The following is a 22,516-nucleotide window of genomic DNA, read 5'->3' as shown; positions in this document are numbered from 1 at the left end:
GGCTCGCCCGGCAACCGTTTGTTAAACCCATCGGGAACCACTCCCGATCGGGGGCAGGTTCCCTCTCTGGAGAACCTGCAATGCAACAACAACTCACTGCTCCCCTCAAGCGCATCAGGCTCGGTCGCAATCCCCGGACGTACTTCGATCCGAAGAAGATGGCGGAAATCACCGAGTCGATCCGGGCGCACGGCGTAGATACGCCGATCATCGTTCGTCCCGTAGTTGAAGAAGACTACGATTTCGAGGTGATCGCTGGTGGTCGCCGTTACCGCGGAGCGTTAGATGCCCACGGGGGGGACTATGCGATGCCCATCACTGTAAGGGTGGTCGATGATGTCGAGGCGCGCCGTATTGCGCTCACTGAAAACATTCAGCGCGACGACCTGTCTCCCGCTGAAGAAGCTGTCGATGCCGCTGAGTTGCTTGGATTGCACGGTGGCGATCGCGACGTGACGGCCAAGATTCTTGGGTGGTCGCGCTCTACACTGGATGGCCGCCTCGCGCTGCTGAACTGTTCCACAGCAGTGCTCGACGCACTCAGCCAGCGACAGATCAGCATCGCTCACGCTGAACTGTTGGCCGCGCTCTCGAAGGAGAATCAGGACAGGGTCCTGCCTGTTGTCGTCGCTGAGAAGCGGTCGGCCGCAGATGTGCGCAAGCTGGTCGAATCGGCGTCGTGCGCACTGGCTTCAGCGATTTTTGACAAGGCGGACTGCGCGGGTTGCCCGCACAATTCGTCGACTCAGGCCCAGATGTTTGGCGAAGCGATCGGGACAGGCAACTGTACCAACCGAGCCTGCTTCAACGAGAAGACGGAAAAGCAGCTTGAAACGATCGCGGTACCGTTGCGCGAAGAGTTTCAGGTGGTGCGAATCGTCCGGGCAGGTGATAACAACACCCGCGTTCAACTTGCTGTAGACGGGCCGAAAGGCGTTGGGCTGGAACAGGCGAAAGCCTGCCACGCCTGCTCGAACTACGGTGCTGCGGTTAGCGGTTTGCCTGACGCCATGGGAAAGGTCTATCGAGGGCAGTGCTTCGATACGGTCTGCAACATGAAGAAGGTCGGCGCCCGTATTCAGGCTGAGAAAACTGCAACGGCGCCGCAGAAGACTGCTGCCGACAAGGGCAAACCGGGGACGAAAGGGGCGGGTGCCGCATCCGCCACTACGGTGGCCGCGAGTAATCCGACTGCGACTGTTGTGGCCGAATCCGAGAGGGTCAAGTCCTATCGTGTGAAGCTGTGGCGCAAGGCCCTGCGTGCCGACATCGGCATGGATCATGATCTGGCGCGCCAGTACCTGATCGCCGTCGTGCTCAGCGGTCATGCCCGACAGATCGACGATGCTGTCTATCGCAAATTGTTCGAGCGGATCACCGGCACGGACTCACCTATCGCCAACCTGCCCAAGGCTGTCGAAGCGGTGCAGGCGGCAAGCGCCGATGCTCAGTCGAACCTGATGATCGGAATGCTCTTCTCCGCGATCGACGGGCTCGATGTCACTTACCTTACGCAACTCTGCAAAACCCACAAGCTTGACCTTAAAAAACACTGGAAACTCGACAAGGAGTTTCTGGAGTTGATTACCAAGTCCGAAATGATGGTGCTGGCCGACGAGTTAGGCATTCGTGCCGCGCTTGGTGACAGTGTCAAAAAGGTTTTCGCGAAATCGAAGCCGGAGGTTATCGAGGCCCTGCTCGCAGTCGATGGTTTCGACTATGCAGGCAAGGTGCCGAAGGTGCTCAAGTTCTGACGTGCGCTCGGGTCATGCCGAAGCGCTCTCCCATTCAACGCCGCCATTGCGCGGCGTTTCTTATTTCTGGAGTTTCCATGTTTCAGGCAATTGAAGCGCTGGTTCGCACGACCGGCAAGCTGGTGCTGTCGCTATCGATGGACGGCGACAGGATGGTTGTGTTTCTGACGCCCCAGGGCGACTCGAAAGAGGCTGTTCTGCGCCAGCCCTTGATTCTGACGGCGACGGGGGCCGAGCTCGACGAGGGTTTCCTTGCCGCGGTTCAGTCGTATTCGAGCGCGCATAAATCGCTCGATGAGCAGGTCGCGGCGACAACGGCGATCCTGCAGCAGGCTGAGAAGTCCCAGGCGGGGAAGGCCCAGAAGGCGCTGTCGAAGAAGACGGCACCTGCATTGCCGGCGCCGTCTTCGGGCAATGACGATGACGAGGAGGCTGATTCGGCCGGAGCGTCAGAACCGGGTGGCGAAGTATCGATGCCGCAGGCGACTGACAAGCCGGCGGGTACCGACCTTTCCCAACTTCTTCTGTGAGGTAATTTATGACTATCAGCATTGCCGCGCTGGTTCGGGAGTTTGCCTACAACGGTATGACTCTTCTGGATCCCGGGCCGTCATTTTCGCCAGATCAGGTTCGCGATCTGTACACCGCTCAATATCCCGAACTGACGACCGCAGCGGTCGACGGTCCTGAAATGGCGGGCGAGGTCGCTCGATACAAATTCGTGCGTGCAGCTGGGGCCAAAGGCACCAATGCGTAAATCCACCCTGCTCAAAGCTCTGTCCGATCCGGACTCGGGCTTCAACTCCGAGGAACCGCCCGAAAGGGCGGTTTTTTTATATGACGAGGATGTCAAATCATGCTGCTCGATTCTTCATCGGTTGATCGAGGCGTCGCTGGGTGCATCGGCGCGACGTGGCAATCGTCACGCGTTGCCGCTGCCGGACGTCGACCTGCCACTGATTTTCTGACTCTTCCGGACCTTCATGACGGCATCCCGCCGTTGGCCAGGGTCCGCCACCGCGAGGAAGCGCCTTTCGTTGACCTCGTCATTGCCCAGTTCGAGCACGGGCCGTTGCGTGCGGCTGACGTCAATGATCCGGTCGACGCGGGCGATGCGTTCCAGCAGGCTTTCTATGCCTGGGTGCAGCGCGAGCTCCCTACCACGCAGCGTCTCTGTTTCGGGGCCGAATTAATGGACTCGAACGCTGTTCAGGATGCAATCGAGCATCAGTACGAGAGAAATGATTTCACCCCGACATCGCCGCTGCATCTGGCCCTGAAGCTGCCCGATGAGCACCTCTATGTTATCGGGGCAAAGGGAGATGAGCTTGGCGCGATTCACCCACTGTTGTTGCCGAGTGTGCTCTGGCTCATCGACCAGGCCTCCTGGAAGACGTTGCTTGTGCGGACGCCCGGCTGGTTTCTCAACGAGTTCTCCTGCTGGCATTGGGAAGGCGACGAAAACGCGTCCGACGATGAGGTACGGGAATTCATTGCGGACTATCGGGGTCTCGAAGGCGAAGATGCTGACCGATACCTGCCATCAGCAGTGAAACCGGAGTTTTATCCGGATGAGCTGCGCAAGCCCGCTGCCGTCGCCGGGAGGCGGCGGAAAAACCCGCTGCTGAGCGAGTGCGAGCTTCTCAAACTGCGTATCCGTTGCCGCGGAATGGCTCGCCGAGTGTGTACTGAACTGATCACGCTTACCCGGTTGCTTAGGCACGCCGGAAAGAGGGATCTGTTTCAGGGTGCTCACGACGGAAGTCCTGCCTATGCGGCCTGCAGTATCGCGCTAACCAATAGCGAACGTATCGCCGAGCTCCTCGACGATCACTTCGAGCAGGAATCGCAGAGCGGCGAGTACACGTACTACTCGGGTTTCAGTCCCTTTGCCTTGACCCGCGGCGCTATACGTCGCCAGTACGCCGACTGGGCGCTCGCGTTCCAGATCCTTACCCATCTTGATCGCCTTCTGGCGCTCATCACCGTTTAGAGGAACATCCCATGACTGGTATTGCTAAAGGCAACACCGGCAGCGAAGTTCAGCTGTCGTCAGCCATTCTTTTTTACTCGGGGCAGAATGGCGATCAGTTTGCGACCATCCATCCTGTATCCCATGACCCGAAGACTTCCCGCCCGTTGATCGGCGCGGGTCGTCCGATGGACCGTAACGCGTTGCTCGGGACGTTGCGCAATCTCGACAAAAATGCGGCACCCAAGGCTGATTTTCTCCCGCCTACCGTGCTTGCCATCTCTCCGGACGCGCTGACGTGGTGGTGTACGCCTGCGTCCCGCCGTGTCTTTTTCGATTGCAAGGAACTGGGCAAGCGTAGCGCCGTTGTGCCGCACCCGGGTCTCGTCTTTCAGGCAGCGGCGAAGGGCTTCAGTGTCTTCGCGTTGAAAGACGCGGGGCGCCCATCGCTCGATTCGGTGCTGTTTGAACCGCCGTACTTCAACACGTGGGATATGGGCCAGATCTGCATTGGTTCGGCTCAAGTGCCACGCCGTATTGACGTGGCGTCCATAGATGGCTGGGAGTCGGGCTTCTTCAATTCGGCGTTCACGCATCCGAACGTGGGAGGTAAGCGTGTCGACTACGAAACGGGCTTCTTTGCGTTCTGGCGTGACATGCTCGATGGCAAGTTCGACGCCGGATTCCCGCTGGAACTTCTTGTTCCGGTCAAACCGACCCTGGCTGACCTGATCGGCGGCAAGATCGGGAGGGCGCAGTGAACCCGGTCGATCTGGTTCTTCAACGTTCGTTCCCGTCGGTCATGGTGCCGGCGCGTGAACCACTGGTCGCCATGACGGGGCCCGGGGAGCGGTTGCTTGTCGCTGCCGACGGCGTGTATCTGGAAGTCATGCGCGCGTGGATTCACATCATCAGGCGCATTGCGCGCTACGAAGTGGATACCGCGATCCCGTATGGTGCCGTCGAACAGAAGACGCAGCTGCTTTGCGGTTCGGTACCACCGGCTCTCGTCGCGGAATTTCTGCAGATAGCTCGCAGAGCACTTCCCAACGAGGCGGGTGCATGGATCGTGTGGAACGCGTTGACGCTGGAGTTTCGACTTGTCGCGCTGCCGTCGCTCTCACACGGCCCCGGCTACCTCGTCTATGAGCGGCCGCCGCTCGCGGACGGTGATTGTGTCGTGGTGGATTGTCATTCGCACGGAAGGGGGGAAGCCTTCTTTTCGCGTACCGACAATCAGGATGACCGGCACGACGTGAAGTTCGCGCTTGTGCTCGGGCATTGCCATCAGGAACCGTCGACGGCATTGCGGCTATGTGCCAAGGGGATCTTCGAGAAAATCGGCACGATCCCTGAGCCATGGGCAAATGCGCTTTCGGCACAGGTGACGCGATGAGTCAGCCGATCACGCACACCATTCCGCAGGAGATGATCCAGCGGGCCTGGAAGGTCGTTGTTGTCGGGGCAGGCGGAACCGGAAGCGCATTTCTTCCGAGTCTCGCGCGTCTGCACCATGCGATGGTTGAACTGGGGCACCCGGGTGGTATCGAATGCACCGTGTTTGACGATGACACCGTGAGCGAAACGAATGTCGGACGGCAGGGCTTCTATCCGAACGACGTTGGCCAGCACAAGGCGCTTCTGATGGTCAATCGCCTGAATAACCTGATGGGGACCCGCTGGAACGCGGAGCCACGACGGGTGGATTCGAGCGTCAGGTTCGATGCTGATCTGGTCGTTGGATGTGTCGATTCCCGTCGCGCGCGGCACGCGATTGTTCAGGCGGCAAAGCGCGGGCGTTGTTCGTATTACCTTGACTGCGGGAACGAGACGGACCGCGGGCAGGTCATTCTTGGCGAATTTGGCAAGGCACGGCACGACCGGTTGCCCCACGTGGGCGACCTGTTTCCGGAACTGCTGAACGCGAAGAATGACAAGGGAGACGACACACCCTCATGCAGTATGGCGGACGCGCTGCGCAAGCAGTCGTTGGTCATCAACCAGGCGATTTCGGTGCAGGCGTTCAATTTGCTCTGGACGCTTTTTCGCACCGGATCACTGGCTTTTTCGGGCGTGTTCGTCAACCTTGCAACGGGGCGGACGAATCCGATTCCGATCGACCCAGCCGCGTGGGCACGCTTCGGTTACGAGGCGCCCGCGCCGGACCCTAAGGCCGCGAAGCGCCGCAAGGCGAAGGCAACAAGCTGAACGATGCCGCTCCCAAGAGGAGCGGCTTTTTTTTGGGCTGCTCGTCCCTTAGTCGGGAGCCACGTTTTTACTGTTCGGAGGTTAGTGATCGTGATGGTGGATGCAAAACAGATGCGCTGCGGCGGTTGCGGCGCGGACGGATTCAAGCTCTTTACTGCCGACAGGGAGGCGCGGATTGCGGCCGAGTGTCAGGGGTGCAAGAGCATTTCATACATTGAGCCGGCACCGGCGAAGCTGAGAATCGAGTGGGACGACGATGCCCAAGGATGCATTACGATTTTCTGACCAGGCTGTCGCCGTTGCAACAGTTCATGCCTTGAACCAGCGCCGCCCCGTCAAACGGGCGGCGCTTTTTCCATTCCGGTGCGGAATTTCTGCCGTGGCTGCGGGTCCACTATGGATTACCCACCCACATTTAGCCCCGATCAAGTGGGGCGGACCCAGATGGATCGGATGTTTGTGCCGCGACGCAGCGCCGTCGTCAGGATTATCGAGGAGCGCCGGATTCTGCAGGAACGAGCCGTGGCGGGCAACGGCCTGCTGCCGGACACACAGGCGCGAGCTAACGCGCTCGAACAGTTGCTTCTCGATGTCCGGGCTGGGCGTCTCCTCGAGTTCACATTGCCTGCCGATCAGCCGGTGCTGGTGTTCCTAACGCCGGAATAGTGTCCCTGAAGACGTTGGCGATCGGGCGCCCGAGTTCTCCGAGTGTGGCGAGGTCCTGCTGTCGTAGCGGTCCATCAAGCGGCGGCGCGAGATCGATCGAACAGAGCTCGTCAAGCACCTGGGCCGGCCAACGCCCCGCGAGCCCGATATCCGCCAGGGCCTCCTCCCGTATTTCCCGAACCAGTTGCCAGGTGAGCGGCGCGCCGGTTGCCCGGTGCCGCTCGGCGATCGTTGCCACGACCCGGCCCACGTCCGCCACGAACATGGCTTGGCCGCGCTGGATGGCGAGCATCTCGTCGTTTGTCATTTTCATTGTGGTGGTCGGTCGTGCTGGCGGTTGTATTCAGATCCCGCAATTCTAGCGCTGCCGGTTCCGGTCGACTCGCAAGGCAGGCGCGCTGGCCGCGGTGTCGCGAAAGCGATGGTGATTTCCTGACGTTTCTGTCCGCTGCGACGGCGCCGTCCTCGTAGACTGGTCCTGTTTCCCCGCGCTTCAGCGCATCGACCCCACCACCCCGGCGCCGCCGGGGTGCACGTTCTCTCAGCCGAACCCTCGGCACCTTTGCGGGCAACGTATCGCCCGCTCTTTTTATTCGCCGTCAGGGCAACCCCCTGACGGGCCGGTTGCCCTTCTTTTCTAGAGGCAATCATGTTCAAACTGATCATCAGCATTGTTCTTCTGTCCCTCCTGACGGCATGCGCCGGTACCGACTTCGGTTCGCCGGACACTTACCAGCGCTACGACGTTCAGCATGCGGGCACCCTCGAAGAAGGCACCATCGTTCGCGTGCGCAACATCACGATCGAGGCCAGTTCGGATAACTCCGGGCTGACTTCTCTCCTGAGCGCAGGCGTCGGTGCTTTCCTCGGTACCCGCACTATCGGCAACGGCAACGGGCGATATATCGCTGGTGCCATCACTGGAGCCGCATCCGGCTTCATCACGCAAAAAATCTCGGCAGTCCTGTCGCATCACGCGGGTCTGGAGATCGTCGTACGCACTAACGCTGGCCGCATGCTGGTGGTTGCTCAACCGGACGATCAGAAGTTCGCGCCGGGAGACCACGTCCTTCTCGTTTCCACTAACTCGGGACTGCGCGTCACGCATTAACGCAATTCCCCACACCGGCATCCGCCGGACAACTCCTGCATAGCGAGGTCTTCCGAAAGGGAGCCTCGCTTTTTTCTTTTCGCGAGTCATTCATGCTGAAAATCCCCAAGGTGTTCTATGCCGATCGCCGCAGTGCGGGCGCGTCGACCGACGCCGCCATTACAGACCAGGCAACGCGCATGCTGCGCCGCGTGGCCCGCGATCTTCGTCTTCGCTCCGGCGAACACGAGATCGTCGCCGAGTCGGCACGTCGCGGTCGCGGCTGTCGTGTAACCCTCCGTACTTCCGCCGTGATGCTGGAAGTCGCCGATTCGCCCTACTGGCAATCGGTAGCGATGTCGTTCCGCACGCGTCGTGGCCGCTCCGATCTGTCGGGCGGTGGCGACAATGCGGTACCGCTCGAGCAACTGTCGTCCCGCGACGGGTACGACGCGTTGCTGGGAGGCCTGCGGCTCGCCGCGGGTCTGGACGCAGAACGGCGATAGGAGGAACGATGCAAATCGTTGACATCCGCATCGAATACCCGTCTGGCATCAGCATCGTCGACCGGGCAACCTTCATCCAGCAGTTGGACAACGTTGTGCCATCCGAGCGACTCGCATCGATCCTGCGCGAGTTCGCGACGTCTGAAGCGCCGCCGGCAGTCACGGCGGAGATTGACGGCGTATCGCTACGCCTCGACGCCCGGGTGGACGGTACGTTTTCGGTGTCGCGCGAAAGCGTTGTGCCTGACGAGCCTCATGCCCGACCTCGTCTGTTCAAGGTCGGACATTCGTGGAATAAAGACCAACGCCAGCAGTTCGGGCGTTTTGCGCACACGCTGTCTGCCGCGTCGATAGCAGGCGCGGTCGGCTACTGGCACTCGCTGCAGGTCTGGACGGTGTCCGCTGCTTTAAGCATCGCGATACTGCTGGTGCTGTTTGTGATACTGTTCCAAGCAGGCATGGATTCCATGAACGGAGAGTGAACATGGGTTTCGCATTTTTTGCACTGGCTATTGGCCTGGCGGTATGTGCTTATGGCTCATACATGACCAATCAGGGCCGAAAGGCGGATCGCGAGCGTCGTCATTCTCGTGTTTCCCGCTAGACCAAAAACTGACTTTGGGCTGCATCTAGCAGCCCGCCATCAATCAAAGGCCACACCTTCGGGTGTGGCCTTTTTTTATTCTGGAACCCAACCATGTCCCAATTGATGGATTTACCCGTCGAGCTTGCCGCGGCGCCATTCGATCCGGTCGGAAAATCGGTCATCGATGTCGTCCGTCAGGTCGAACAGGCTCTTGCCCGCACGGAGATTGAACCGGAATGGGTCTCGGTGGCTAACACCGTCGATGATCCCAACGAAGAACAGTACGGGCTGCGGTCCGCGACTGAATGGCCCGATACCTTCGCCCGACGCCGTCGACTGAGCCTTTCGGTCGAGCGCGGGACGTCCGAAGGCTGGATCATCCAGGCAGACTTCGTCCGTTTCGTTGAAGACAGCGCAGGGAGCGGCCGTTGGCAGAGCGTCCCGCTGATGCGCATCAAAGCGTTGTCCCGCTCACAGGCCTGGACGGTTGCGGCGGTCGTTGCACGGCTGCTCGATATCGACTGAGCACCACCAGTTTCATCTTTTCCCATATGGGGCAATCGCCCCACGGGGTGATTGCCTCTCCATTTTTTTACGCACGAGGCAAGTATGTACACCCTGACCACACCGATTTCCCAGTTCACACTTCAGACGTTGATTGAAGTGTTCCAGTTGTTCCAGAGTGAGCCGACGCTGCAGACGGTGGCCACGGACGACGTCCAGCTTTCCCGCGAAGGCGTGCCGATGACGGTGACCCGTTTCAACGGCGCGCTGACAATCCGTCATACGCAGGCGGCATCGGATTTCGCGGCGGCCCTCGTCGACGAGGTTGCTACTGCCTGGTTTGCCCAGGGTGGCGATATAGCGGCACCCTGGCAGGTGCGTCCGCACCACTGGGAGAGCTTCCAGGCGCTTTTTGAACTGGGTAAGGACGTGCGATTACTGTTCTCGTCCAGCCAGATCGAGGCCGAGAAGGCAGCCGCAAAGTCTCGCGGCGAATACTTCCAGTTTTCGAACTGCGTCGACAGGGCTGCGATGGGGCGTCTGGGGTTCGGGTTCAACGGCCCAATTGAACCCGTTAGCGGTCAGATGAACGGCCGGCACGAGGTGCATGTCGCTTACGCACTTGTGGCCAATCGACCGGTTCCAGAATCGGTCGTCGCCGACTACCGCGCGATGGAAGAAACGTTCAAATATGGCCTCGATTGGGCACGGCCGCTGCTCGATCTACCTGAACTGCGCGGTGCTGTACCTCCGCGCAGGTGGGCCGGGCTGGCTCAAGTCCTGCGGCACGCGAAGATCACACTTTCCAGCGAAACCGCGCCTGCCTACATCGCAGCCATGGAGGCACTGCCGGCCGACGTCGATCCGCTCGTCATCGACAACCGGCTCTATGAGGTTGGTTTGCTTCAATCACTGCCATTGCCGGACCGTTTCATGTCGCCGCTTGATGTTGGCATCCCTACGTCGGAGCTGGCAATGCGTCTGCGCGAACTGGTCGCGGATAACCGGCGGGCCGAGGATCTGAAGCGAGCCGAAGGCGAACTCGCCAAAGGTCTTATCAGCAAGCGGCTGTATCAGCTGCAGCGCCAGATGGCACTCCTCGATCACGGCCGGTCGACTTACGAATGGCCGAATCGGTTCGCCACAGGGCTGGCTGAGCGCGACGTCGAGTACCTGCTGTCGGTGCTCGATACCGCGGACGACTGGAACAGGCTCAGCAAGCAGGCCGTGCGCGAAATTCTCGGAGTAAAGATCCGCGGCCTCAAGCCCTCGGATCGACGCCGCGCAGTGTTTGCACTTTGCGGTCTTGATGAAGCAGAGCAGGCGAACTGGGAACGGCAGGCCGCGGCCAAGAAAGCGCAGAAGAATCGCGAGCGCGAAGCGAAGGAAGCGCGCGAGCAGGCGCAGACGGTGAAATTTCGCGTGGAAGACGGTTCTGTGCTCAACGGCGCCGAGTTCGTCGACCAGGCGATCTCGGACGGCTTCTCCGAAATCAGGAGCGAGCGGAAGGGCGCGAGCAGGATCTACCTGCTGGTCAACCCGGCCCGCGGCCTTGCGCGCAAGCTGAAGGCGAAAGATGGAACGCTCGCGTACGCGAGGGCGGTGCTGGACGTGCAGCTTGCAGCCTGATCCCTTCGGCTATCGATACGGGAGTGAATCATGAAAGACGGGATCGTTGATTGTCTTGCGCAGTTCGGCTGGCAAAAAGACAGAATCAGTGATGTTTTCTTTAAGACATTCGAGACCATTGTTGCGCCGAAGCGGGCCAGCATCTGGTTGAGTTTCAATCAGGAGGGCAATCGCTGGTGGCTCACCAACGGCGACTTCACCAATGCAGGCGAAAATGTACTAGCTGCCAGCTACGCGATCTTTCCTGTCGGCATGCCTCAAGCCGAAATCGAGCACATCGTCGCGACGCTGGTCGCTGAGATGGAACGCAAGATTGCAGGAGCGTATTCAGTTCGGCTGCTAAGACCATAGGCCGCGATACCCCTTCCCTGTTCGAACGTAGTTTCCTGTTCCTGGCCCTTCCTGCGCATTTGCGCTCGAAGGGCTTTTTCATTCCCGATTCCGGCGCGCTCTACGGGCGCCGTCTTTGTATTGGAGACCGATATGCGTTTTGATCGTAGGGTACGTTTCGAACCCTTGACGTGGACCGCGAGAAAGGAAGCCGCCTATCTCGGACGGCACAAACGGGCACAGGCGAAGATTGACCGCGAGTATCCGCTGTTCGCCCATCAGTTTGTCCCGGAGCCGTTGAACGACGTGGAAGTTGAAAAGGAGCGTCGGGAGCGCATAGCACTCGCTGGCGAGCAGCGTATGCGTGACCTCGAAGCGAAACACTGGCGCGAGGCGCGGGCCGCGTACTTCGCGTGTGAGCAGACCGTTCGACAGGAGATCATCGCGGAATGGACAGGTTGGCGTGGTCCAGCGAGAGCTGGCTATTTCATTTATATCGTCGAGAAGCACAACGGGGCCGCCGACGAGAGAGCGGGACAGTATCGTACCCGTGTCCTGGAGTTGAGGACGCAGATCGAGAAACGGCTCGATGCTGAGTGTTCCCTGTCGCTGTTCCAATAAGCGTTTGAACAGGCCGGCGCTTACGCGTCGGTTTTTTTTCGGGTCGCAGGTTTGCTCGCCTATCCAAAGCTGGGTCGAAAATCAGACCTTTCTGCAGAGTGGCACAACGGTACGGGCCTAGACTTCACGTATCACCCGCGTCCCAGACGCATCGATCCGCCGTATCACGGCATTCCACCTTTCCCACAGGGACCACGTCCCTGCGGGACGTCGTTCGTGTGGGGTTTTCTTTTTCAGGCAAACCCATGAACGCACCTGCATCCCCGGTCGCCACGCGACCCACTGTTAATCCGGCTCAACTGATCGAACTGCTGACGGCCTACATTCCGGCGCGGCTGCCGGTACTCATCACCGGCCCTGCCGGCATCGGCAAAAGCGACATCGTCGATCGGGCCGCATATGCGAAGGGCCACGACCTGCTCATCAGCCATCCGGTTGTCGAAGATCCGACCGGTTCAAAGGGCCTACCGTTTCCGTCTGCAGATGGCAAGACAGCAGCGCACCTCCCGTTCGGCGATCTTGAGCGTGCGGTTAACAGCACCAGGCCGCTTGTCTGGTTTCTGGACGACCTCGGGCAGGCGTCGCCAGCCGTTCAGGCGGCCAAGATGCAACTGCTGCTTGCCCGGCGCGTAGGGAGCCACGAACTCCCCCCGCATGTGACCTTCGTCGCCGCCACCAACCGACGGTCAGACAACGCGGGCGTGTCGGGAATCCTCGACCCCGTTATCTCCCGGTTTGCGACGGTCGTTGAGTTGCAGCCAACGGTCAACGACTGGACCGCGTGGGCGATATTGAACAACGTACCGGCGGAACTCATAGCCTTCCTACGTTTCCGGCCGGATCTTCTTTTCGTCCAGAAACGAAGCCGCGACATCGAGAATTCGCCGAGTCCCCGAACCTGGGGCTTTCTCGCAAAAACGATGCCGGTTGTGCCAAAGGGACTGGAATTGCTCTCGTACTCAGGGACGGTCGGCGTAGAGGCCGCAACCGAGTTGATGAGTTTTCTCGGAATCTACCGGCAACTTCCTTCGCCGGATTCAATCCTGCTCAATCCCGATACAGCCCAGATCCCGGAAAACACCTCGGCGCTCTATGCGGTGACCGCGGCTCTCGCGGCGTATTCCAACGAAGGTAACTTCGATCGGGTGCTGACGTACACGGATCGAATCATCAGCGGAGGGAGCCGTGAGTTCGGGGCTCTGCTCGTGCGCGATGCGCTTCGTCGTACTCCGACGCTCGCAAACACCGACGCATTCGTCCGCGCTCAGGGTGGTGAGATCGGAAAGATCATCCAGGGTACCTGACCCTTCTGTTTTTTTGCTGTATGTGGCCACGACCTGCATCCGCACGTCGTGGTTTTTTTCTTTCTGCGTCATCCATACCCTTACCTTTCTGGAGTTATCCATGAACATCACCGATATCAAATCGAAGGTCATGCTGTCGTCGGTCACAATCTCTGCGTGGCACGCCCGTTGTTTCGACGGGAAGGTCACCGAGGAGGTCGAGAAGTCGCATCAGGCCAAAGGCATCGGGCGCTTCAACAAGCGGCTCATGCCAGAGCATGCGCCGAGCTACAAGGAAGCGGTTTCGATCGGGAACCGCATCCGCGCTTACTACTACGATCATTCGCTGGACTACGATCAGTTGGGCGTACGCCTCCTGCCGACGATGATCTACATGGACTTCGCCGACCACATGCGCAAGCTGAAGGATGAGTTCGACCTGGCCGTTTCGGTCTTCCTGACGGACTACCTCGACCTGAAGGAAAAAGCGCGCGTTGAGCTGAACGGACTGTTCAACGAAGCGGACTATCCGAGCCTCGCGCAGATGTCCGGCAAGTTCGGCATCAAGATGGCTGTGCTGCCGTTTCCGGACGCAAGCCAGTTCGGGATTGATTTGCCGGGTGACGTACTCTCGTCGCTGCAGGGCGAGATCGATCAGCACGTTCTGGCCAGCATTTCGACGGCCAACGACGATCTGGTCGGCCGTCTGTACGAGGCAACGTCGAAGCTGGCTGACCGGCTGTACGCGGAAGGCAACGTCCGGCTGGATGTGACCAACCAGGTGCGCGAACTGTGCGAGCTGCTGCCGAAGCTGAATTTCAGCAACGATCCGCAGCTCACGCATATTCTCGATCAGGCGAACAGGCACCTTGCCGTTCATACCGGCGCCGATCTGAAAGAGTCGCGCGTGCTGCGCTCGCAGGTCGCTGCCAAAGCCCAGGAAATCGAAGGGCTGATGGCGGCGTTTATGGGCGGCGTGCCGGAGCCGATGCAGGATCAGGCGCCGGCGCTGGAAGATCAGACGCCGCTTCTGCGGCTCGTTGCCTGAGGTACGCATGGATCCGCGAATCTTAAAGCAGCGCACCGCCCTTGTTCTGGATCAGCCGTTCTTTGGTGCGCTGGCGCTTCGTCTGACCGTCGTGGAGGATCCGTCCTGCGAGACGTTCTGGACGGACTCCGTGCGAGTGGGTTACAACCCGACGTACCTGGCGGGTGTGAACGATCTTGAAGCTCGAGGCGTTCTTGCCCGCGGTGTGCTCCACGTGGCCAACGGTCACTGCTGGCGCATGGGCGACCGTAACCCGGACCTTTGGAACGACGCGTGTGGCCATGCGGTCGATTCGGTTCTTGTATCGTCCGGCTTCGTTCTGCCAGCCGGTAGACGGATCGACCCGCGATTCTCCGGAATGGCGGCCGAAGAGATTTACTCGATCATCGCGCAGGCGGCGCGGAAGAGGGAGACGGGGAAGAAGGACGGCGGCAAAACGGACGGGAAGCCGGGCGACAAGTCAGGTGGACAATCCGGGGGCAATATCCAGCCGCAATCCGCGAACGGCGCGAACACTCCGAACGCAACCCCGAGCCCCAAACCCGCGCCTTCATGCTGCGAGGTGCGTCAGTATCGGGGTGACGACAAGCCGGTGAGGGAAGCCGAATGGAAGGTTGCCGTGCTTCAGGCTGCGAAAGCAGCCCAGATGCGCGGTGGCCTGCCCGGTGGGCTGCAGGCGATGGTCGGGCAGGCAGTTGAACCGATTGTCGACTGGCGCTCGATCCTGCACCGGTTTGCGCAGCAGGCGTCGCCGACTGATTACAGCTTCGCGATGCCTAACCGGCGCTATCTGCATCTGGGTCTGTATCTGCCGGCGCTTCATGAACCGGCGGTGGGTGACGCGGTGTTTGTGCGCGATTCCAGCGGCTCGGTTTTCGACGAAACGCAGGCCCAGTTTGACGCGGAGATTCTCGCCGTGAACGACAGCCTGCGGCCGCGGCGGCTCATCGTGATGGATTGCGATGTGCGCGTCACGCAGGTGCAGATTTTTGAGCGGGGCGACCCGATCGATCTTCTGCCAGTGCGAGGTGGCGGCGGCACGGCGTTCGTCGATCCGTTCACGCGCGTTGAGGACGAGGCGATCAATCCGGCGTTTCTCGTCTATCTGACGGATATGGACGGGCGGTTCCCGGATGAGGCGCCCGGGTTTCCTGTCTTGTGGGCATCAACCACACCGCTGCGGCGCGCGAAACAGGCTCCGTTCGGCGAGATGATGGAAGTGATCTGTTGAGTGGGCGTGTCGTTATTGCCCATTTCCCTAGACCCCGCCCGGCTTGTACAGCCGGGCTTTTTTTATGGGCGTGCGGTTATTCGAAGAGGTCCGCCTGTCTATAGACCACGTTCCGTGTGCGCCGAGCCTCTTCCTTCGCCTTCTCCTCGATGCGGAAGAAGTCAGGGTCAACGCCGGCGTGTTTGGCAGCAGCCAGCCAGTCGGGCATCGGACCAATGCCATTCCAGTCGTTACCGCGCGCGTCGCGGTATATCGGCGGATGTGCGGCATCTTCCAGCAGGGACGCTTCCAATGCGTCGAATGAGATGCCGAATTCCTGCATGCGTCGGCGGATCCAGATGATCAGTCGATCGCGGGCTTCGCCGTCAGCGATTTTTCCCTTCATCCCGAATCACCCGTTTTTCGTTCGCCGGATTATAGCGACAGGCAGAAAAAAGCCCGCCTCAAGGGCGGGCTGAATCCATATCGGAGGAGACATGGAGGAGACGGATTCAGTATAAACCCTAATCTGGTTCGCGCAATGCCATTGCGCGCTTCTGTCGCAGCAGCGCGACACGCTCAGGCCAGTTTTCGGTCCGTTCGTTGGTACGCTTCGCCCGCCTGAAAGCAGTCGAGCCGTTCGCTCGCTTCGGCGATCGCCCAAAGCGGGGCGCGGCGCAACTGCTCGTCGTAGGTTGTGACGATGGCGGCGAACAGACTTGCGGCACCCTCATCCAGCCGCCATTCACCCGTGTCGCGGCCGCGGTCGAACGCAGCGGAAATGGCGGCCTCCGCGACGACCAGTTGCTCGTACGTGGCCGTGCCGTAGCCCGCCTCGGCGATAAAACCGGTGAGGATCATCGTCTGCGTGAGGGTCTGGGCGTCGCACACACCGGCGGTGCAGTCCCGCATCGTTGCGAGCGCGAGGTGCACCCTCAGCGCGAGCTCGTCGGCGGTGGCGCGCGGCATCGGCAACAGCATCGTTTTGGCCCGACGTGCACGGGCTGCGTTGGTGTTGCGCGAGAAGGGAAGTGTTTTGGGCATCAGCGTTCGTTGGTGATCTTTGCAAAGAGGATATCGGCTGTCGGGACATGTCACTTAAGCGCGATCGTCGGGTGATGCAGCGCGGCGATGCGCGATGAATGCTTCGACGTACCGGATCGCCTGCTCGCACTGTTCGAGCGACAGGTTGTGAATCGATGCGGGCAGCGGGTCGAAGCCGAGTTCGCCGGCGGCCCAGCGGATGGCTTTCGCGCGGGCTTCGAACGGGTTGACCCGATCGCGGCGGACCTTGCCTGCAACCAGCGGTTCGAGCATATCGTGCAGGCGGCTTTTAGCGTCGCGCAAAGGCGCGTCGGCAAGCCGCCCCAACGGCACGTTGCGGGTGCTGCGCGAGGGGATACCGATCCACGCCTGGCACGCCGTACAGATCCACAACGGGCCGTGGTCCTCGCGGTACGGATAAGCCTCGTCATCCGCGCGGGCCAGTAGCGCGCGTTCCCCGCAATAGTCGCAGTCGGGTTGGGGGAGGGCTTTGACGGGGCGTCCTACGCGCAAGGTGTGAATCTCCAGTTCGAAAGGCGAGCGGTCATTACACGGAAAACAGCTTGTCTAAACCGGAAAGATATCCGATTTTCGGGAGCTTAGCGCCTAAGGGCGCGTAACGCGTTGAACGCACTCCGGCATCGGACCAGTCAACCTCACGGCAACGCGGCAGCAAGAACAGGCTCGTGAGTGCGCCCGGGCGCATGCCAGATGATCGCGCAGCACGGGACAGCGCCGCGCTTCGAAAGCGCTCAAATTTCGCGACTCTTTCGGCCTGCCGTTGGCATGCGCAGCTTTAACAATAGCTGCATGTCTGAGTCCCTCGAAACTTCCCTGCTCAAGCTCCGTCCTCTCGAAGAGAGTGCGGTGCAGATGTTCTTCGAATCGCTGCGGCCTCTGCGCGAGTACTTCGAAGCGTCCGACGTTGCCGAAATCATGATCAACAATTTCGACAGTGTGTGGATTGAGCAGCGTGGCCAGATGCACCGGCTCGACCTGAGACTGAATCAGGCAACGCTCAACGGAGCGGTCCTGTCGCTCGCGTCGTCCGTTGAGAAGTCGGCACGCGCAGGTACGTCGCAGGGGATCATCAACGCCGGTCACAAGGGTTTGCGTATCGCCGCAGTGATGCGCCCGACCGCAATCGATGGTCACGCGCTGTCCATCCGCAAACACAGCGACAAGCTCCTTTCGCTCGATGACTACGTCGCGATGGGCGCATTTTCACGCATCAATGCGTTTCAGGACCGCGATGACCAGAATCTGTTCATCCCCGGCATTGAAGACGACGCCCTGATGGCCGCGGTGTGCGAGCTGATCCTGCAGCGCAAGAACATTCTCGTCGCGGGCGGCACATCGACCGGCAAAACCACCTTTCTGAACGCGCTCGCCGCGCAGGTTCCCGACGACCAGCGCGTCATCACTATCGAAGACACGATGGAGTTGAAGCTGCGCGCACCGAATCTCGTGCGGTTTCTATCTAACCCGGACAAGGGTGTCACGACCGAGGTACTGGTTGCGCTATGCCTGCGGTTCCGGCCGGACCGGATCATCGTCGGCGAAGTCCGTGGTGGCGAGGCATTTCATTTTATCCAGGCGCTGAGCACCGGGCACGACGGTGGCCTTGGATCGATCCACGCGAACAATGCACGCATCGGGCTGAGCCGCCTGGAAAGCCTGGCCATGCTTGGCATCCCGCCTGGCAGTCGATGGGAGCTTGCGGACATGCGCAAGTCGATTGCCGACTGCTTTGACTACGTGATCCATATGCGCCGCACCGGCGAGTTGCGCCACGTTTCCGAGATCGTCGAGATCAAGGGTTTCAAGGACGGGGACTACGTCCTCAATCGTGTTTTCTAACTGACTGGAGTAGCAATGAAGAAGCACCTTTTCGCCCAATTTGATCTGGCAGGAGCCGCGCTCCGCCGGCTGGGTGTACGTCTGTTCAGCCGCAGGGAACTGCGCAGCACGATAGTCGCTGCCGCGCTTGTCTGTTTCGCACCGATGGCTTCGGCCGTCGATATGTCGGATCTCGGCTCCGCCACGGACGTGATCTGTCTGATCTCGTCGTACGTCAGCGGGCCGTGGCTGTATGCCATCGGCATCGTGCTGATCATTATCGGCGCCGTCGCGATTGCTAACTCGGAAAGCTCGATCGGCAAGTTCATCTCGCTGGTCCTGGTTGGCCTGGGTATCGCATCGTGCGCGATTCCAATCGTCAAGAACCATTTGAAGATCAACTACACCTGTGCGTAAACGGACCAAGGTCAGCCGCTCGCTGTCGCTGCCGCGTCAGATCGGCGGTGCTGACCGTGGGCTCGCGATCGCGAGCGGCACGCTCACGATTCTGCTTTGCTACAGCAGCACCACGCCTGCATTTCTGGTCGTTGGTGTTGGATTGCACTGGTTGCTGCGCTGGAAGTCGTCAAAGGATCCGTGGTGGCGGCTTGTGATGCTGGTCTACAACCGCTATCCGGACGTGTACGAGCCGGTGCCTACCACGAAGTTCGCGGCGCGTTTCAAGCGGCCATACGGGTTTGATCAGGATCTTCCATGCTGAAGAAGAAATTCACGAAACGCGCGATCCAGGAGATCGCGCCGTGGGCGACGATGGTCACGCCGGAACTGATTCTGGACAAGGATGGGTCGCTGTTGAGCGTGTACACGTTCGAGGGAATCGACGCCGATAGCCCGAACACGTCCGATATCTCGGCGGCGCGCGACAACCTCGATCACGCGTGCAAGAACTTCGACCATCGCGTCACGGTGTGGTGGCGCCTGTCACACCGGCGCATCAAGGGAGAAATCGAAGGTACCTTCGCGGCCTCAATCGACGACCGGGTCGACGCAATCAACCGCAAGCATGTTGCGAGCGGCAAGTATTTCCGCAACGCGCACTCGGTCTCGCTCGCGTATACGCCAGAAACCGGTATCAACAAGGTGTTCGAGAAGGTCGCGTACCACATGACGGTAGGTGGCAAGTCCGTCCCCGTCGCGATTTTTGAGACGATCAGGGACTCGGTCCTCGCACGCAGCGCGTTTGCGTTCGACATTGACCGGCTGACCTCCGAAATTAAACGTTTCGAGTCGGTGCTCGATGCCTTCAAGGGCGGGGTAACACGACTGAAGATGAAGCGCCTCCAGCTCCAGAACGCCCTCGCGTTCCTGCATCAGACCGCCAACCCTTCCGTGCCGCCGCGGCGGGTGCGATACCCGGTGACGATGCTCGACACGCATCTCACCGAGACGGTTGCGACGATCGGCGCCGAACACCTGATGTTCGAGTCTGCATACGGCAAGCGCTACGCGAAGATTATCGGTGTGAAGGAATGGATGGGGTTCCAGGAGGCGGCGCTCGACGTACTGGCGGAAGTCGATGCGGAACTGGACGTCTGCATCATGTTCCGCTTTCTCGATACCACCAAGGCGTCGGCTTACATCAACAAGATTCGCAAGTTCTACAAGGTCGCGGCGTTCAATCCGTGGTCGATGGTGAAGCAGTACTTCACGAAGGAAGAGCAGAAAAACGACGAGGGCCGCGAACGGCTAGCCGATGAAGCGGAAAAAGCGCTGGCCAAACTGGTCGCAGACGGACAGCAGTACGGATTCGCGAATATCTCCGTGATCGTCTATGGCGATACGATCGAGGAATGCGATGACGCGACGCGCGAGGTCGTCGGTCGCATCGGCAATGCCGGGTTCGGCGTCATCGTCGAGCGCGAGAACCTGTTCGCCTGCTGGGCATCGACGTTGCCCGGCCGTTGGGATCAGCAGCGGCGCCTCCAGTTTGTTGAGACGCCGGCCGTCTCCGATATTGCGCCGCTGCGCAGCGTGGCAGAGGGTCATACGGTCAACGACTGGCTGACCGAACAGTCAGGCGAAAAGACGGGGCCGCTCACGTTGCTGCCGACACGTCACAAGACCTTGCAGCGGGTCAACCTGCATCAGCCCGGTGGCGCGTCGCACCTGCTGATTCTCGGTCCGATCGGCGCCGGCAAGACCATCATGCTGAACTTCCTCATGTCGCAGACGGGCCGCCACAAGGCGCGCCGGGTGCGCTTCGACAAGGACCGTTCGACCCGCATTCCGACTGTCCTCGCAGGCGGCAGATTCATCGACGCAACCGGCCGCTTCGAAGCGGCTACGTCGGTCAACCCGCTGTCACTGCTGCATGACGAAAAGCATTTTCCGTATGTTGCCGAGTGGGTTCAGATGGCAATCGAGGACGACGATTTCCGCTGCACCAAGCCTCAGGAGCGCATGATTTTCGAGGCGGTGGAGACGCTGGGAAAGGGCTACGGCCCGGAACTCTGGACGCTGTCATTTCTCAACACGCTCCTGCCCGACGAACTGCGCGAGCGCCTCGCGGTCTGGACGCGCGGGGAAAAGAATGGGCGCTTCTTCGATCACGTCGACGATGCGTTCACGCTGTCCGACGACATTTCGATCGAGATGGGCGACCTGTTCCTGAACTATCAGGAAGCGGCGGCGCTGTTCATGGACTACGCGTTCTACCGGATTTCCCAGTGGCTCGACGGCAAGCGCTACACCGTGATCGAGGTGGAGGAGGCGGGGTTCTTCTTCAAGAACCAGCGTTTCTACGAGCGGCTCGAGGTGTGGGCGGTGACCATCCGGAAGCTTAACGCGACCTTGATGATGGCGACACAGTCCCTTGCGCAGGTTGCGCGGATCGCGGACTTCGAAGTGCTCAAGGAGAACATCCCTAACATCATCTACCTGCCGAACCGCGATGCGAAGAGCAACCTGCACCTCTACCAGGAGAAGTTCGGCCTGACGCTGGACCAGATCCAGATGATTACCGATGCGGTGCCTAACCGCGATTACCTGTGGGTCACACCCAACCAGACGCGGATGCTCCAGGCGAGCTTCCCCAGGGAGACGCTCGCCGCGCTGCGTTCCGACGGCCGCGCGCAGGCCGTGCTCGACAAGCATTTCACCTCAGGTGTGCCGCATTGGCGCGAGGCGTATATGCAGGAAATGATGGCCGTCGACTGACACCGGAGCCCACGATGAATATCAATCTGCTTGCAGTCATAGCTGCTGCAACCTTGCTGTCTGGGTTTTCCGGCACGTCGTTCGCCGATCCAGCCATCGGCCCAACCAGCGTGGCCAACAGCGTGCGTGAAGCGCGCATGGTAGCGGCCGAATTGAACCTGGCCCTGCGGGCTGCGGCTGGCAGCACCCCAACTGACCCGGTCGCCGCAAGACCAGCGGATGGTCCATCGCCGGCAAACCATAACGAAGACAACGCGCGTGCGCGTCTAACGGCAAATCCCTTGTGAAGGTGAACAACGATGAAGAAAATATTCATTCGACTCGCGGCGGTGGTGGGGCTGATGTTCGGCATGGTGCAGGGGGCGTTTGCTCAATGGGTCGTCTTCGACCCGACAAACTTCGCCCAGAACGTGATCACAGCCGCCAAGGCCGTGAAAGGTGAGATTTACCAGGACACGAACATCGTCTATCAGTACCAGATGATGGCCAACCAGTTGCTGCAGGCGGTCAACCTGGACCCTACTGCGATGAAGGCACAGTACGACCAGATCACCGGTGACATCGACAAGTACAAGGGCTTGATCAACAACGCGACCGACCTCTACGGCGATCTCCAGAAGGGGAACGAATGGCTCAGCCATGTGCAGACGCTCGTTTCGCGCTCGGGCAAGTCGAACACGCAGTGGTTCGCTGACATGGCGACGCTCTACCAGCAGAACGATTCGCAATCCAAGGGTCTGTTTCAAATGGGCAGTGACGTCATGCAGCACACGCAGCAACTGGCCCAGCGGCGTTCGCAGTTGCAGTCGCAGATGGCGCTTACGCCGACCGCACAGGCAACGGCCGAGCTCACCACGCACTATCTCGATATCGTCACCAGCCAGAACGCCGATCTGCTGCAGTTGACGGCATCAAAACAGCAGCAGGACGCGCAGAAAGCATCGGTTGCCAACGAGGATGCGAAGACGAAAACGGCGGCGATGCAGAGCTTCACAGCCCAGCAGGCGGCCGAACGGGCGGCCTTCGACAGTCTGAAATGATGGATCGCG

Annotated in this window: 28 protein-coding genes; 24 read left to right on the top strand and 4 right to left on the bottom strand. The window is 60.3% G+C overall.

Annotated features, from left to right (window positions below):
- Positions 1 to 80: 80 nt before the first annotated feature.
- The 8 genes from ACUN0E_RS00385 to ACUN0E_RS00350 all read left to right on the top strand — a co-directional run bounded on the left by ACUN0E_RS00385 (position 81) and on the right by ACUN0E_RS00350 (position 6,600).
- A complete protein-coding gene (locus ACUN0E_RS00385; RefSeq protein ID WP_445565220.1) occupies positions 81 to 1,754 on the top strand; it encodes a PRTRC system ParB family protein in 1,674 nt (557 codons plus the stop codon).
- Between the two features lie 77 nt (positions 1,755 to 1,831).
- Entirely contained in the window at positions 1,832 to 2,284 is a 453-nt protein-coding gene (locus ACUN0E_RS00380) for a PRTRC system protein E (RefSeq protein ID WP_445565219.1), read from the top strand.
- A gap of 8 nt (positions 2,285 to 2,292) precedes the next feature.
- Positions 2,293 to 2,511 (top strand): PRTRC system protein C, encoded by a 219-nt coding sequence (locus ACUN0E_RS00375; RefSeq protein ID WP_408485317.1) that lies wholly within the window; start codon positions 2,293 to 2,295, stop codon positions 2,509 to 2,511.
- Between the two features lie 99 nt (positions 2,512 to 2,610).
- Positions 2,611 to 3,747 carry a PRTRC system protein F gene (locus ACUN0E_RS00370; protein WP_445565218.1) on the top strand — a complete coding sequence of 379 codons (1,137 nt, stop codon included), beginning with the start codon at positions 2,611 to 2,613 and terminating at the stop codon, positions 3,745 to 3,747.
- 11 nt (positions 3,748 to 3,758) lie between these two features.
- On the top strand, positions 3,759 to 4,487 hold the full coding sequence (locus ACUN0E_RS00365; RefSeq protein WP_445565217.1) for a PRTRC system protein B: 729 nt from the start codon (positions 3,759 to 3,761) through the stop codon (positions 4,485 to 4,487).
- Entirely contained in the window at positions 4,484 to 5,122 is a 639-nt protein-coding gene (locus tag ACUN0E_RS00360; protein WP_445565216.1) for a PRTRC system protein A, read from the top strand. Before ACUN0E_RS00365 ends, ACUN0E_RS00360 begins: the two co-directional genes overlap by 4 nt.
- The gene (locus ACUN0E_RS00355) at positions 5,119 to 5,934 is read left to right on the top strand and encodes a PRTRC system ThiF family protein (protein ID WP_445565215.1); all 816 of its coding nucleotides are present in this window, start codon (positions 5,119 to 5,121) and stop codon (positions 5,932 to 5,934) included. The genes ACUN0E_RS00360 and ACUN0E_RS00355 overlap by 4 nt, the downstream gene beginning before the upstream one ends.
- A gap of 444 nt (positions 5,935 to 6,378) precedes the next feature.
- Positions 6,379 to 6,600: a hypothetical protein gene (locus ACUN0E_RS00350; RefSeq protein WP_445565214.1), complete on the top strand. Its 222-nt coding sequence runs from the start codon at positions 6,379 to 6,381 to the stop codon at positions 6,598 to 6,600.
- Here the strand turns inward: ACUN0E_RS00350 and ACUN0E_RS00345 are convergent.
- Positions 6,551 to 6,913, bottom strand: a complete 363-nt coding sequence (locus ACUN0E_RS00345; RefSeq protein WP_445565213.1) for a DUF2471 family protein — start codon at positions 6,911 to 6,913, stop codon at positions 6,551 to 6,553. The genes ACUN0E_RS00350 and ACUN0E_RS00345 overlap by 50 nt on opposite strands.
- Before the next feature lie 336 nt (positions 6,914 to 7,249).
- Between ACUN0E_RS00345 and ACUN0E_RS00340 the strand changes: the two genes are divergently transcribed.
- The 10 genes from ACUN0E_RS00340 (at position 7,250) to ACUN0E_RS00295 (ending at position 15,428) form a co-directional block, all read left to right on the top strand.
- The gene (locus ACUN0E_RS00340; RefSeq protein WP_445565212.1) at positions 7,250 to 7,711 is read left to right on the top strand and encodes an outer membrane lipoprotein; all 462 of its coding nucleotides are present in this window, start codon (positions 7,250 to 7,252) and stop codon (positions 7,709 to 7,711) included.
- Positions 7,712 to 7,803: 92 nt separating this feature from the next.
- On the top strand, positions 7,804 to 8,196 hold the full coding sequence (locus ACUN0E_RS00335; protein ID WP_445565211.1) for a hypothetical protein: 393 nt from the start codon (positions 7,804 to 7,806) through the stop codon (positions 8,194 to 8,196).
- A gap of 8 nt (positions 8,197 to 8,204) precedes the next feature.
- Entirely contained in the window at positions 8,205 to 8,678 is a 474-nt protein-coding gene (locus ACUN0E_RS00330) for a hypothetical protein (RefSeq protein WP_445565210.1), read from the top strand.
- A gap of 215 nt (positions 8,679 to 8,893) precedes the next feature.
- Positions 8,894 to 9,307 (top strand): hypothetical protein, encoded by a 414-nt coding sequence (locus ACUN0E_RS00325; protein ID WP_445565209.1) that lies wholly within the window; start codon positions 8,894 to 8,896, stop codon positions 9,305 to 9,307.
- Positions 9,308 to 9,391: 84 nt separating this feature from the next.
- A complete protein-coding gene (locus ACUN0E_RS00320; RefSeq protein ID WP_445565208.1) occupies positions 9,392 to 10,915 on the top strand; it encodes a hypothetical protein in 1,524 nt (507 codons plus the stop codon).
- 30 nt (positions 10,916 to 10,945) lie between these two features.
- The gene (locus ACUN0E_RS00315; protein WP_445565207.1) at positions 10,946 to 11,266 is read left to right on the top strand and encodes a hypothetical protein; all 321 of its coding nucleotides are present in this window, start codon (positions 10,946 to 10,948) and stop codon (positions 11,264 to 11,266) included.
- A 132-nt stretch (positions 11,267 to 11,398) separates the two neighbouring features.
- Positions 11,399 to 11,866, top strand: a complete 468-nt coding sequence (locus tag ACUN0E_RS00310) for a hypothetical protein (protein WP_445565206.1) — start codon at positions 11,399 to 11,401, stop codon at positions 11,864 to 11,866.
- 245 nt (positions 11,867 to 12,111) lie between these two features.
- Positions 12,112 to 13,170, top strand: coding sequence for an ATP-binding protein (locus tag ACUN0E_RS00305; protein ID WP_445565205.1), 1,059 nt, complete (start codon positions 12,112 to 12,114; stop codon positions 13,168 to 13,170).
- A gap of 100 nt (positions 13,171 to 13,270) precedes the next feature.
- A complete protein-coding gene (locus ACUN0E_RS00300) occupies positions 13,271 to 14,197 on the top strand; it encodes a hypothetical protein (RefSeq protein WP_445565204.1) in 927 nt (308 codons plus the stop codon).
- Between the two features lie 7 nt (positions 14,198 to 14,204).
- The gene (locus tag ACUN0E_RS00295; protein ID WP_445565203.1) at positions 14,205 to 15,428 is read left to right on the top strand and encodes a vWA domain-containing protein; all 1,224 of its coding nucleotides are present in this window, start codon (positions 14,205 to 14,207) and stop codon (positions 15,426 to 15,428) included.
- Between the two features lie 76 nt (positions 15,429 to 15,504).
- On the opposite strand, the gene ACUN0E_RS00290 is transcribed toward ACUN0E_RS00295, so the two are convergent.
- The 3 genes from ACUN0E_RS00290 to ACUN0E_RS00280 all read right to left on the bottom strand — a co-directional run bounded on the left by ACUN0E_RS00290 (position 15,505) and on the right by ACUN0E_RS00280 (position 16,964).
- Complete coding sequence (locus ACUN0E_RS00290; RefSeq protein ID WP_445565202.1) at positions 15,505 to 15,813, bottom strand: hypothetical protein; 309 nt, start codon at positions 15,811 to 15,813, stop codon at positions 15,505 to 15,507.
- A 173-nt stretch (positions 15,814 to 15,986) separates the two neighbouring features.
- Positions 15,987 to 16,451, bottom strand: a complete 465-nt coding sequence (locus ACUN0E_RS00285) for a hypothetical protein (protein ID WP_445565201.1) — start codon at positions 16,449 to 16,451, stop codon at positions 15,987 to 15,989.
- Between the two features lie 54 nt (positions 16,452 to 16,505).
- Positions 16,506 to 16,964 (bottom strand): zinc-finger-containing protein, encoded by a 459-nt coding sequence (locus tag ACUN0E_RS00280; RefSeq protein WP_408510435.1) that lies wholly within the window; start codon positions 16,962 to 16,964, stop codon positions 16,506 to 16,508.
- A gap of 297 nt (positions 16,965 to 17,261) precedes the next feature.
- Here ACUN0E_RS00280 and ACUN0E_RS00275 point away from each other — a divergent pair, with 297 nt between their 5' ends.
- Genes ACUN0E_RS00275 through ACUN0E_RS00250 form a run of 6 tightly spaced genes read left to right on the top strand, consistent with a single transcriptional unit; the run spans position 17,262 to position 22,507 of the window.
- The gene (locus tag ACUN0E_RS00275) at positions 17,262 to 18,311 is read left to right on the top strand and encodes a CpaF family protein (RefSeq protein WP_408521465.1); all 1,050 of its coding nucleotides are present in this window, start codon (positions 17,262 to 17,264) and stop codon (positions 18,309 to 18,311) included.
- A gap of 15 nt (positions 18,312 to 18,326) precedes the next feature.
- A complete protein-coding gene (locus ACUN0E_RS00270) occupies positions 18,327 to 18,707 on the top strand; it encodes a TrbC/VirB2 family protein (RefSeq protein WP_408485360.1) in 381 nt (126 codons plus the stop codon).
- A 40-nt stretch (positions 18,708 to 18,747) separates the two neighbouring features.
- On the top strand, positions 18,748 to 19,011 hold the full coding sequence (locus ACUN0E_RS00265) for a conjugal transfer protein (RefSeq protein WP_408485410.1): 264 nt from the start codon (positions 18,748 to 18,750) through the stop codon (positions 19,009 to 19,011).
- Complete coding sequence (locus ACUN0E_RS00260; RefSeq protein WP_445565200.1) at positions 19,005 to 21,467, top strand: VirB4 family type IV secretion system protein; 2,463 nt, start codon at positions 19,005 to 19,007, stop codon at positions 21,465 to 21,467. Before ACUN0E_RS00265 ends, ACUN0E_RS00260 begins: the two co-directional genes overlap by 7 nt.
- Positions 21,468 to 21,481: 14 nt before the next feature.
- Positions 21,482 to 21,754, top strand: a complete 273-nt coding sequence (locus ACUN0E_RS00255; protein WP_445565199.1) for a hypothetical protein — start codon at positions 21,482 to 21,484, stop codon at positions 21,752 to 21,754.
- Positions 21,755 to 21,766: 12 nt separating this feature from the next.
- On the top strand, positions 21,767 to 22,507 hold the full coding sequence (locus ACUN0E_RS00250; protein WP_408510439.1) for a DUF4141 domain-containing protein: 741 nt from the start codon (positions 21,767 to 21,769) through the stop codon (positions 22,505 to 22,507).
- Positions 22,508 to 22,516 lie beyond the last annotated feature (9 nt).

The sequence above is a fragment of the Paraburkholderia sp. D1E genome, assembly GCF_052682275.1.
The sequence above is the reverse complement of the archived record's forward strand: the minus strand, read 5'-3'. Positions and strand labels throughout refer to the sequence as shown.

Bases quoted from the DNA above. Each gene is read 5' to 3' on its own strand.
- ACUN0E_RS00345 (WP_445565213.1), bottom strand. From the start codon at position 6,913: ATGAAAATGACAAACGACGAGATGCTCGCCATCCAGCGCGGCCAAGCC.
- ACUN0E_RS00320 (WP_445565208.1), top strand. From the start codon at position 9,392: ATGTACACCCTGACCACACCGATTTCCCAGTTCACACTTCAGACGTTG.
- ACUN0E_RS00380 (WP_445565219.1), top strand. From the start codon at position 1,832: ATGTTTCAGGCAATTGAAGCGCTGGTTCGCACGACCGGCAAGCTGGTG.
- ACUN0E_RS00365 (WP_445565217.1), top strand. From the start codon at position 3,759: ATGACTGGTATTGCTAAAGGCAACACCGGCAGCGAAGTTCAGCTGTCG.
- ACUN0E_RS00275 (WP_408521465.1), top strand. From the start codon at position 17,262: ATGTCTGAGTCCCTCGAAACTTCCCTGCTCAAGCTCCGTCCTCTCGAA.
- ACUN0E_RS00290 (WP_445565202.1), bottom strand. From the start codon at position 15,813: ATGAAGGGAAAAATCGCTGACGGCGAAGCCCGCGATCGACTGATCATC.
- ACUN0E_RS00350 (WP_445565214.1), top strand. From the start codon at position 6,379: ATGGATCGGATGTTTGTGCCGCGACGCAGCGCCGTCGTCAGGATTATC.
- ACUN0E_RS00285 (WP_445565201.1), bottom strand. From the start codon at position 16,451: ATGCCCAAAACACTTCCCTTCTCGCGCAACACCAACGCAGCCCGTGCA.
- ACUN0E_RS00340 (WP_445565212.1), top strand. From the start codon at position 7,250: ATGTTCAAACTGATCATCAGCATTGTTCTTCTGTCCCTCCTGACGGCA.
- ACUN0E_RS00335 (WP_445565211.1), top strand. From the start codon at position 7,804: ATGCTGAAAATCCCCAAGGTGTTCTATGCCGATCGCCGCAGTGCGGGC.
- ACUN0E_RS00385 (WP_445565220.1), top strand. From the start codon at position 81: ATGCAACAACAACTCACTGCTCCCCTCAAGCGCATCAGGCTCGGTCGC.
- ACUN0E_RS00305 (WP_445565205.1), top strand. From the start codon at position 12,112: ATGAACGCACCTGCATCCCCGGTCGCCACGCGACCCACTGTTAATCCG.
- ACUN0E_RS00330 (WP_445565210.1), top strand. From the start codon at position 8,205: ATGCAAATCGTTGACATCCGCATCGAATACCCGTCTGGCATCAGCATC.
- ACUN0E_RS00300 (WP_445565204.1), top strand. From the start codon at position 13,271: ATGAACATCACCGATATCAAATCGAAGGTCATGCTGTCGTCGGTCACA.
- ACUN0E_RS00325 (WP_445565209.1), top strand. From the start codon at position 8,894: ATGTCCCAATTGATGGATTTACCCGTCGAGCTTGCCGCGGCGCCATTC.
- ACUN0E_RS00370 (WP_445565218.1), top strand. From the start codon at position 2,611: ATGCTGCTCGATTCTTCATCGGTTGATCGAGGCGTCGCTGGGTGCATC.
- ACUN0E_RS00255 (WP_445565199.1), top strand. From the start codon at position 21,482: ATGAATATCAATCTGCTTGCAGTCATAGCTGCTGCAACCTTGCTGTCT.
- ACUN0E_RS00250 (WP_408510439.1), top strand. From the start codon at position 21,767: ATGAAGAAAATATTCATTCGACTCGCGGCGGTGGTGGGGCTGATGTTC.
- ACUN0E_RS00260 (WP_445565200.1), top strand. From the start codon at position 19,005: ATGCTGAAGAAGAAATTCACGAAACGCGCGATCCAGGAGATCGCGCCG.
- ACUN0E_RS00270 (WP_408485360.1), top strand. From the start codon at position 18,327: ATGAAGAAGCACCTTTTCGCCCAATTTGATCTGGCAGGAGCCGCGCTC.
- ACUN0E_RS00375 (WP_408485317.1), top strand. From the start codon at position 2,293: ATGACTATCAGCATTGCCGCGCTGGTTCGGGAGTTTGCCTACAACGGT.
- ACUN0E_RS00310 (WP_445565206.1), top strand. From the start codon at position 11,399: ATGCGTTTTGATCGTAGGGTACGTTTCGAACCCTTGACGTGGACCGCG.
- ACUN0E_RS00295 (WP_445565203.1), top strand. From the start codon at position 14,205: ATGGATCCGCGAATCTTAAAGCAGCGCACCGCCCTTGTTCTGGATCAG.
- ACUN0E_RS00315 (WP_445565207.1), top strand. From the start codon at position 10,946: ATGAAAGACGGGATCGTTGATTGTCTTGCGCAGTTCGGCTGGCAAAAA.
- ACUN0E_RS00355 (WP_445565215.1), top strand. From the start codon at position 5,119: ATGAGTCAGCCGATCACGCACACCATTCCGCAGGAGATGATCCAGCGG.